Source organism: Microcystis sp. M061S2, from assembly GCF_020245605.1.
Taxonomy (GTDB): domain Bacteria; phylum Cyanobacteriota; class Cyanobacteriia; order Cyanobacteriales; family Microcystaceae; genus Microcystis.
On record NZ_JADBUP010000110.1, the window covers coordinates 20,338 to 29,164 of the forward strand.

Annotated in this window: 9 protein-coding genes; 4 read left to right on the forward strand and 5 right to left on the reverse strand. The window is 34.9% G+C overall.

What is annotated here, in order from left to right:
* Positions 1-116 precede the first annotated feature (116 nt).
* On the reverse strand, positions 117-707 hold the full coding sequence (locus IM475_RS18065) for a Uma2 family endonuclease (RefSeq protein WP_149977974.1): 591 nt from the start codon (positions 705-707) through the stop codon (positions 117-119).
* 76 nt (positions 708-783) lie between these two features.
* Between IM475_RS18065 and IM475_RS18070 the strand changes: the two genes are divergently transcribed.
* The 3 genes from IM475_RS18070 to IM475_RS18080 all read left to right on the forward strand — a co-directional run bounded on the left by IM475_RS18070 (position 784) and on the right by IM475_RS18080 (position 3,120).
* A complete protein-coding gene (locus IM475_RS18070; RefSeq protein ID WP_002755003.1) occupies positions 784-1,068 on the forward strand; it encodes a hypothetical protein in 285 nt (94 codons plus the stop codon).
* Entirely contained in the window at positions 1,065-1,484 is a 420-nt protein-coding gene (locus IM475_RS18075; RefSeq protein ID WP_002756819.1) for a type II toxin-antitoxin system VapC family toxin, read from the forward strand. The genes IM475_RS18070 and IM475_RS18075 overlap by 4 nt, the downstream gene beginning before the upstream one ends.
* 79 nt (positions 1,485-1,563) lie before the next feature.
* On the forward strand, positions 1,564-3,120 hold the full coding sequence (locus IM475_RS18080) for an AAA-like domain-containing protein (protein ID WP_287728625.1): 1,557 nt from the start codon (positions 1,564-1,566) through the stop codon (positions 3,118-3,120).
* Between the two features lie 207 nt (positions 3,121-3,327).
* Here the strand turns inward: IM475_RS18080 and IM475_RS18085 are convergent, their stop codons facing one another.
* Together IM475_RS18085 and IM475_RS18090 are read right to left on the reverse strand one after the other, a co-directional pair.
* Entirely contained in the window at positions 3,328-3,654 is a 327-nt protein-coding gene (locus IM475_RS18085; protein WP_002754998.1) for a helix-turn-helix domain-containing transcriptional regulator, read from the reverse strand.
* Positions 3,655-3,659: 5 nt separating this feature from the next.
* Positions 3,660-4,031 (reverse strand): type II toxin-antitoxin system RelE/ParE family toxin, encoded by a 372-nt coding sequence (locus tag IM475_RS18090; RefSeq protein ID WP_002754997.1) that lies wholly within the window; start codon positions 4,029-4,031, stop codon positions 3,660-3,662.
* Between the two features lie 377 nt (positions 4,032-4,408).
* Here IM475_RS18090 and IM475_RS18095 point away from each other — a divergent pair, with 377 nt between their 5' ends.
* Complete coding sequence (locus tag IM475_RS18095; protein ID WP_287728621.1) at positions 4,409-4,531, forward strand: hypothetical protein; 123 nt, start codon at positions 4,409-4,411, stop codon at positions 4,529-4,531.
* Positions 4,532-4,555: 24 nt separating this feature from the next.
* Here the strand turns inward: IM475_RS18095 and IM475_RS18100 are convergent, their stop codons facing one another.
* Complete coding sequence (locus tag IM475_RS18100; RefSeq protein WP_287728622.1) at positions 4,556-6,880, reverse strand: WD40 repeat domain-containing protein; 2,325 nt, start codon at positions 6,878-6,880, stop codon at positions 4,556-4,558.
* 38 nt (positions 6,881-6,918) lie between these two features.
* On the reverse strand, positions 6,919-8,352 hold the full coding sequence (locus tag IM475_RS18105; RefSeq protein ID WP_287728623.1) for a P-loop domain-containing protein: 1,434 nt from the start codon (positions 8,350-8,352) through the stop codon (positions 6,919-6,921).
* Positions 8,353-8,827: the final 475 nt, after the last annotated feature.

Below are 8,827 nucleotides of genomic sequence, written 5' to 3' on the forward strand. Positions count from 1 at the left end.
GGTTAAAAACTTGTTCCCTTGTGATGGAATATTGAGAATTTAATTCTCGGCATTCTGCAACTGTTAAGTTAACCCATAATCTTTATATAGGCAGAAAAAATTACCATTTTATATTGTTATGTTGATTCAATAATTTTTATCCCTGCTCTAAATTCCCGCAGTGCTTGAGCATGATTTTCTGTGTTAATACAACGCATCAATAAACCTACATCTAAACTCGGTAAAAGTTGCGATTTACTAACAGCTTTATATCCCTCATTTCCTAAACTATAAAACAATAACTCATCATTCATCCAAAACCAAACTTCAGGGATTTGTAACCGTTTGTATGCTTCCAGTTTATTAATTCCTCCACTACTAACAACCACCTCAATCACTAAATCAGGATGTTTTCTATTGGCTCCCAACTCATAGGATTTATCACCTTCTCTTTTAACCTTTTCAAATTCATTTTCTAAGGTGACAGAACCAGTAGGAGTAAAATCTAATCCCAAAAATTCTAAATAAATTTCTAGTAAAGCACCAATACGTTCTTTGATAGTTTCGTGTTTTTTCCCTGGCATTTTTCTAATCTCCAAAACTCCATCTAAAAAAGATAACCTTAACCCTGGGCGATCAATTAGCTGTTCAACAGCTTTAAATTCTCTCCAGGTTAAGTCACTAATTAAAATTGGTTCTGCTTCTCGTTCAATGAGTGTAGTTATCATAATTTAAACCCAAATTTAGAGCGTGAATTTTGTTCACTATGATATGATATAAAAACAGAGTATCATAAAAAACATCATGCAAGCATACAAACTCAAAGGAAAAATTGATCAATCTGGTAACTTGCTGATTACCGAACCCCTGAATTTACCCCCCGGAAACGTGGAAATTGTAGTTTGGGCAGCCACAGACACCCTTGATCATACCACAACCCCAACCACTGAACCAGCACCAGAAACACCAAAAAGAAAATCTAGGATCAAAGCATTTCAGGGTTTATTTGAAAATGCCCCTGCCATTCCGGCAGACTTTGATCCAGATCAAGCTAAATATGAATATTTAAAGGAGAAATATAACCTGTGAAAATCCTGATAGATACTAATATCATTATTGATAATGCCTTAGAAAGAGAACCTTTTTGGAATGCAAGTGAACAAGTTTTATCACTAATTGAAAAAGGCACAATTGCAGGTTATATTTCCGCCTCAACTTTTAGTGATTTGTATTATATTATCCGTAAGGCAAGAGGTCGAGATTGGACGCTTACTTATTTAAAGCAGTTAATTACTTTTTGTCAAATTGCTACAGTAAATCAGGCTGCAATTATAATGGCTTTCACAACCAATTTTCAGGATTTTGAAGATTCTATTCAATACTCTACTGCGGTAGTTAATAAATTGGATGCAATTATTACCCGTAATCCTCAAGATTTCCCCATTGTCACACCACGAATTATCACTCCTGAACAATTAATTGCCGAATTAACCAACTCTCATTAGCAAATTTAGTGGTTTTAATAATGTATCGGGAGCATAAAAAATGTCTAAACTTAAAGAGTTCATCTATTACCAAAATTCTATGACTCGCTGGTTTAATATTGCAGGTCCCTGTTCAGACGATATCCACTATATGCTCTCTCCCACAGTCAGATTACCAGATTTAGAGGAGCTAATTCAACAACGTAGTTATTTTGTCCTTCACGCACCACGACAAACGGGGAAAACCACCGCTATGTTATCCCTAGCAAAACAACTTACCGATACCGGAAATTATGCCGCAGTCATGGTATCCGTAGAAGTAGGAAGTGCATTTAATCATGATCCTACTGCCGCAGAATTAGCAATTTTAGGGGCATGGTATAATACAATTGAGGATAGTTTACCGACCGAATTACAACCAGCTGCTAAACAATGGCAACAGGAAGAACCAGGAAGCAGAATTAAGGCTTTTTTAAGAGGTTGGGCAAAAGCCATCAATCGTCCCATAGTATTATTTATAGATGAAATTGACTCTTTACAAGACCAAACATTAATTTCTATTTTACGACAGTTAAGAGATGGTTTTCCTAAACGTCCAGAAAATTTTCCCTCGTCAGTAGGATTAATTGGTTTACGAGATGTGAGAGATTATAAAGTAGCATCGGGAGGTAGTGATAGATTAAATACATCCAGTCCTTTTAATATCAAAGTTGCTTCTCTGACTATGAGAAATTTTAATCTCGAAGAAGTGGGAGAATTATATCAACAACATACAGCAGCAACTGGACAAATTTTCACATCAGAAGCAATAGAAACAGCTTATGATTTAACCCAAGGACAACCTTGGCTAGTCAATGCTTTAGCTAAAGAAATTGTAGAAAAAATGGTAAAAAATAGAATTATTGCTATTACTAAAGAACATATCTTAACAGCCAAACAAATATTAATTAATCGTCAGGATACTCATTTAGATAGTTTAGCGGAAAAACTCAGAGAAAAACGAGTTAAAAACATTATTCAACCGATTTTAGCAGGGCAAACCTTACCCGATACTCTAGCAGATGATCGCCAATATTTAATAGATTTAGGATTATTACGACGTGATCCGATGGGGGGATTAGTTATTTCTAACCCCATATATCGTGAAGTAATTCCCCGCGTTTTAGTACAAGGAACTCAGGATAGTTTACCTTTAATTATTCCTAGTTGGTTGACGGCAAAAGGTGAATTAAATATAGATGCTTTATTAACAGCATTTCTCAAGTTTTGGCGACAACAGGTCGAACCATTATTAAGTAGTGCTGCTTACCATGAAATTGCCCCCCATATTGTATTAATGGCTTTTTTACATCGTGTGGTTAATGGTGGGGGAGTTTTAGAAAGGGAATATGCAATTGGTAGTGATAGAATGGATTTATGTCTGCGTTATAAAGATGTAATTTTAGGGATTGAATTGAAAGTATGGCGGGATAAAAAACGCGATCCGCAAGCTGATGGAATTGAACAATTAGAATCTTATTTAGGATGTTTGGGTTTAGATTTTGGTTGGTTATTTATCTTTGATAGACGGAAAAATGCTTTACCAATGGAAGAAAGGTTATCAACTGAGGTGTTGGTGACGGAAAATCAGTATAGAATTACTGTAATTCGGGCGTAAATGTTGATCTATTCCAACACCTTAACCCCAAAATCATCTACAATCAAAATTTCCAGTGAATCATAAAATCCTATGACTCGCTGGTTTAATAGCGAAGAACTCCGTAGGAATCGTCTTTTTTTGTCAATGTGAGGAAATGCGATAGCGCAAGCGCTGACTTGTCAGTTCGCTTCGCACCATCGCTATTTTATTCAAGATAATGGAATTTTAATGGTAAATAACCGTCGTTTTTACATTAATATCAACATTCAGTTTTTTCCGCAAAACATTGAAAATAGCAGTCAAATTATCCATCGTTGGATTACCCTTGGCTGATAACATCCGATGTAAACTTTTACTAGGTTTAGAAGTTTCAATTGCTAACTGTTCAAAACCTACTGTTGCATTGACAATATCTCTCAAAATCAGTCTTGCTGTTTCTGGTTCACCATTCAGGAAAAGAGAAATAGCTTCATCAAGTAAAGCGATCGCAAACTCAGAATCTCTTTGCACTCGTGCATTAACGGTTTCTTTAAAGTCTCTAGTTAGTGCCATAATAACTACCTTTTCTCTCTACTATCATTGTCAAATTTTTGCTCTTTGCTAATTTCTTTTTTTCGTCTTTTGTACTCTTGGTATAATTCTCTAGCACGATTAATATCAGATTGCTGATTTTTCTTTGTTCCCCCACCAAATAAAACTATAAGCTGTTTACCATCTTGAGCTAGATAAATTCGGTATCCTGGACCCCAATCAATCTTATATTCCCCAATTCCATCAAACCATTTAACATTTGATGTATTGCCTAATTCCAAACGAGACTTAGCAACTGTTACCTTCGCAGCTGCTTGGGTATCCAAGCTATTAAACCATTCTTGGTAAGGACTTGAACCATCTTCTTGAAGATATTCTTGAACTTTGATAATAGACATACTGCTATAGTAACTTATGTGTTACTCTAGGTCAAACAGTATGACAGGACTTACGCAAAAGGGAACGAAAGTAGGGGTAATTCATGAATTACCCCTACGCAAGAATAAGGTTTTCAGTCACATCTTGCGTAAGTCCTATATGATTCTAAATAAATTTTTAGTATTGACTGTGGAGAAATTCACAGTCACGATGTCAGCTAGATATCTCGATTTAGACAATAGACCTCTTGCATAAATCCGAAAACAAACGATAGAAACAATAATGGGAGGGACTTTCAGTTAATTATTTATTAGTAGTTGATAATCTTCAAAAATGTTGCTGTACAAGGATCGACTTAAGACTTTTGCAAGAGGTCTAATTTGCAGGTCTTTCGTCTATGTCTATTCAAATAAACTCTCTACTCTATTATTACTCACGGAATTATCCTGTTTTTCAAGAGCTAGAGGCGATCGCCAAAATCCTAAATCTATTTAGGGTTAAACAGATTGAGCGCAAATAATTCTTCCCTAGCTCGCACTAGAGATTAAACAATTAATTCTAAAAAATGTAACCGCCCTGCTTCATCTCCAGCAATTAATTTTTTGCTGTCAGGATAAATTGCACAACAAATAATAGGGCAATCATTAACCAAACTAGTGAGACATTCTCCCGTATCTAAATCCCATATTTTAATGGTTGTGTCTAAGCCACTAGAATCTAAGCCACTAGAAATAACATATTGATTATTAGGAGTAATTGTCAAAGACGATATTGTGCTGTGATGACTATTAAAAGTAAGTAATTCTTTTGCCGTGTCTAAATCCCATACCTTAATTGTCCTAAAAGTAGCTATAAAAACAATTTTTTTGCAATCAGAGGTAATGGCTAATAAATCTATCCCTTGTTGGCGACTATTAAGAGTAAGTAATTCTTTTCCAGTGCTTAAATCCCATACCTTAATTATTCCCTCTTGGCAACCAGAAATGATTTTAGTGCCGTCCAGAGAAATAACTAACGAATTTATAGGGTTCTGATGACCAGAAAGAGTAAGTAATTCTTTTCCTGTGCCTAAATCCCATACCTTAATTGTCTTATCTCTGCTAATAGCAACTTTAGTGCCATCAGAGGCAGTTACTGTATTTATAGAGTAAAACATCAAATTTACAAGGTTCTCTCTAAAGTTAGCGATAAGGTACTTTATAAAATAAGCACAGTTGGGAAGAGTACGTATTGCTTTTCCACTGGTTATATTACATACTTTAATCCACCAGCCTAGAGCCAAAATAAATTTAGTGCCATCAGGAGTAATTGCTAAGATCTTTGGAATACCACTTACATTATATAATTTTATTTCTTTTCTAGTAGCTAAATTGCACACCTTAATGTAATTCCAAAAACCCAAAATCACGATATTATCATCAGGAGTAATGGCTAACGAATATATTTTGTCTCCTATTGAATAATCAATAGGAGTAAGCATTCTTTTCTCTATGGCTAAGTTCCATATCTTAATTGTTTTATCGTAACTACCAGAAACTATTTTACTCCCATCATGTGAAATTATCAAAGACGACACTTTGCCGTGATGACCGATAAGAGTAAGTAATTCTTGTTCTGTACATAAGTCCCATATCTTAATCATGCCATCAGAATAACCAAAAATAATTTTGGTATTATCAGGAGTGATCGCCGAAGACGAAATTGAATTATAATGGCTAGAAAGAGTAAGAGTACGTATTTTTTTTCCAGTGGCTAAATCCAATACCTTAACTATCCCGTTTTGAGAGGAAATAATTTTAGTGCTATCAGGAGTAATTGCTAAAGTATAATGATCGATAAGAATAAGTAATTCTTGTCCTGTATATAAGTCCCATATCTTAATTGTCCCATCGTTGCTACCAGAAACGATTTTAGTGCCATCAGGGGTAACTACCAATGAACTTATTCTGTTCTGATGGGTAGAAATAGAAAGTAATTCTTGTCCTGTAGCTAAATCCCAGACCTTAATTGTATTATCTTCGCTACTAGAAATGATTTTATTCCCATTATGGGTAATTGCCAACGAGGTTATCGCAAACTGATGGCTAGAAAGAGTACGTATTTTTTTTCCAGTGGCTAAATTCCATACATTAATTGTATTATTTCTGTCACCAAAAATAATTTCATTGCTATCAGGCGTAATTACTAGCGAAGTTACCGATTGTCTTATTGCTAAAGCCACCAAAGAAACTTCGTCAAGATTAGTCCATTGCAAAATTTGATCTTCTGAAAAATTATATAAGTCATATAATTTTTTCCCAGTTGCTAAATCCCATACCTTAATTATCCAGTCTTGAGTGGAAATAATTTTAGTGCCATCAGAGGTAATTGCCAAAGACGAAATTTTGCCCCAAAAAGACGAATTTCCGCCGTGGTGAGTGAGAGTACGAATTAAACTGGTACATGGTGGCTGTAAACTTCCCAAATAAGGAATTAAAGCAGGTGGAACTATCTTCGCTTTTGCCTGCTCTAGAAAAGATTGAATATAAGAATTTTCTAACAAAGATGGGTAAAATAATCTACCTAATAACTGAGAAATTAACTGCTCAGGATGCTCCCTTAAAATATGAGCAGATAACCTAAACGTTTCTTGAATTAGCTTTAAGGCTTCTGTTCTTTCTGCATCATAATTAGGATACTCCCGTAAATCAGATTGATGAACATAATCATAGTCATTTATGACATCTTGCACATCAAAACTCGGATGATTTAATTTATCAGAAATAAAAGGATAACAGGTTAAACATCCATAGTAACGCTTGAGATTCCCAGACTCAAAGGCACTACTGGGAACTGTCGCCAAATATAATTGTCGTTCTTTTTTATCCATTTTTAGATAGGAAATGTGGTTTACAAGTTCATTAAGTGCTAATTAAACTGGTATTCATCAGGATCATTTTGTTCCCAGCGACGATTTAGAGCTTCATTGACTTCCCGAAAAATTTTCTGCTCACTATTTAATTCTTTTCTTTTAGTTAAATATTCAAAAAAACTTTGATGATAAAAATCATAATAAATTGAATCCTCATTTTCTTCCTCTCGCAAATATTGATACCACTCCGTTATTACTTGATCTAAAATATCAATGTCAATGGTAAATATCTCCACAATAAATTCATCATAGATATTTCCTTTTTTTTGTCTAGCTTCCTTGAGCAAGTATAAAATTTTCTTTTTGTGAATGTTTTCTGGACGATTCATGCCCATTCTTTCCCAATGCAAATCATAATAATCTTTGAGAGTTGTAGGTAAATCATTTAAATTAAAATTAGTATATTGCTCTCTGGTGAGTGCGTCCATTAAACAAACTAAATACATAAAGTTATCAACAACCCTTTCAGATACCTTCTTGATAAAATCATCTGGTGTATAGGAATTACGATTTAACCATACTTGTAACTTAGGGTCGTCATTCAGGAATAACCCAATACGTTCTTTAATATCATTTTGAGAAATATCCTTCATTTGACGTAAATCCAATTCATGTTGAGGAGTATATACTTCTGTAAAAAGCCTTCTTTCTCTATCCGTTCGATAATTCCTTCTGGTTAAGAAGAAATAGACATTTTGGGGTAAGTTTCTTGGTAAAAATAAAATATTCTCTGCCCCAACCTCTTGTATCACTTCATCTAAAGCATCCACCACAATCACTAAAGGTTCACTGGATGATAACTTCTCTGCCACTAAGTTGACTAGGGTGGCTAAATTAGCACTATTGACGTTAGATAATTTGTAATGCTGAATAAGTTGCTCTCGAATACTGTTTAAAAACTTCTCAGGAGTATTATTTCCTTGACTAGCAATATGAAAATAACAGATCGCCTGATTGTTTATAACATAATTAGCAGCGATCGCACTTTTCCCTGTACCCGGTTCCCCCAATACGGTAAAGTAACCGCGATCGTTATTTTTCTGAAATTCGTCGAAAGCTTGAGTTACAAACTCCCGTCCCACAAATCGCTTAGTACGAGACTCAATTAAAGATTTGAACTCAGGAGGGTAACTAATTTTTACTGTTAAATTTTTGGCTTTAACATTTCTTTTCAGTTGTTCCCACAAATCCAGATCAACACCCTGGGCAAGATCTATATTAAAGCATTTGCAAATCAGTTCAACAGTATCACTGTTTACTTCTTGACTGTTGCGGTCAAAAACATGGCGGTAGATAGTTTTTTTGTCGCCATAATTCAGAGCTTTTGCCATATCATCTTGAGTTATTTTTTTATCATTTTCATCTTTGAGACCCCCCAGAAAATTTCTCAGTCTTATCAAATCTGCTTCAGGCAATTTTATTTTAGGCATGGCTAAATCCTTTTTTTGAATAACACAATTAAAAATTTTGTGAAGTAACAATGACTTGGTTGATAAGTAGTCGTGCAAAATAAATTTCCCAGTGAAGAAAGGCAAAAGGCAAGGGGCAAGAGGTAAGGAGGGGGTTAGATATGTGTAATTAATTTTGCTTAGGTACTTAGCTATTTAGGGATTTTTCAATCAGTTACAGCGGTTGCGATCTCCCTATGAGATAGCAGACCAATAACGTAATGGATGGTTTTCCCAGTTGGAGGTCAGACTGAGACGCTACCTGCTGTATAGCTACATTTTTATACTATAGCAGAGAGACTAGCTGTGTCATCATTAGACCTCTTGCAAAAGTCTTTCGTGATACAATAAAGGGTTATTTATTTTTGCCAATACTCTCACGAGACAGCGATCGCCACAATGAGATAGTGTTGCCAGCGTAATAAAAGAGTTTTTTTGTGATACTGTTTAAAATCTG

Bases quoted from the DNA above. Each gene is read 5' to 3' on its own strand.
- IM475_RS18105 (WP_287728623.1), bottom strand. From the start codon at position 8,352: ATGCCTAAAATAAAATTGCCTGAAGCAGATTTGATAAGACTGAGAAAT.
- IM475_RS18100 (WP_287728622.1), bottom strand. From the start codon at position 6,880: ATGGATAAAAAAGAACGACAATTATATTTGGCGACAGTTCCCAGTAGT.
- IM475_RS18095 (WP_287728621.1), top strand. From the start codon at position 4,409: ATGTCTATTCAAATAAACTCTCTACTCTATTATTACTCACGGAATTAT.
- IM475_RS18085 (WP_002754998.1), bottom strand. From the start codon at position 3,654: ATGGCACTAACTAGAGACTTTAAAGAAACCGTTAATGCACGAGTGCAA.
- IM475_RS18090 (WP_002754997.1), bottom strand. From the start codon at position 4,031: ATGTCTATTATCAAAGTTCAAGAATATCTTCAAGAAGATGGTTCAAGT.
- IM475_RS18065 (WP_149977974.1), bottom strand. From the start codon at position 707: ATGATAACTACACTCATTGAACGAGAAGCAGAACCAATTTTAATTAGT.
- IM475_RS18080 (WP_287728625.1), top strand. From the start codon at position 1,564: ATGACTCGCTGGTTTAATATTGCAGGTCCCTGTTCAGACGATATCCAC.
- IM475_RS18070 (WP_002755003.1), top strand. From the start codon at position 784: ATGCAAGCATACAAACTCAAAGGAAAAATTGATCAATCTGGTAACTTG.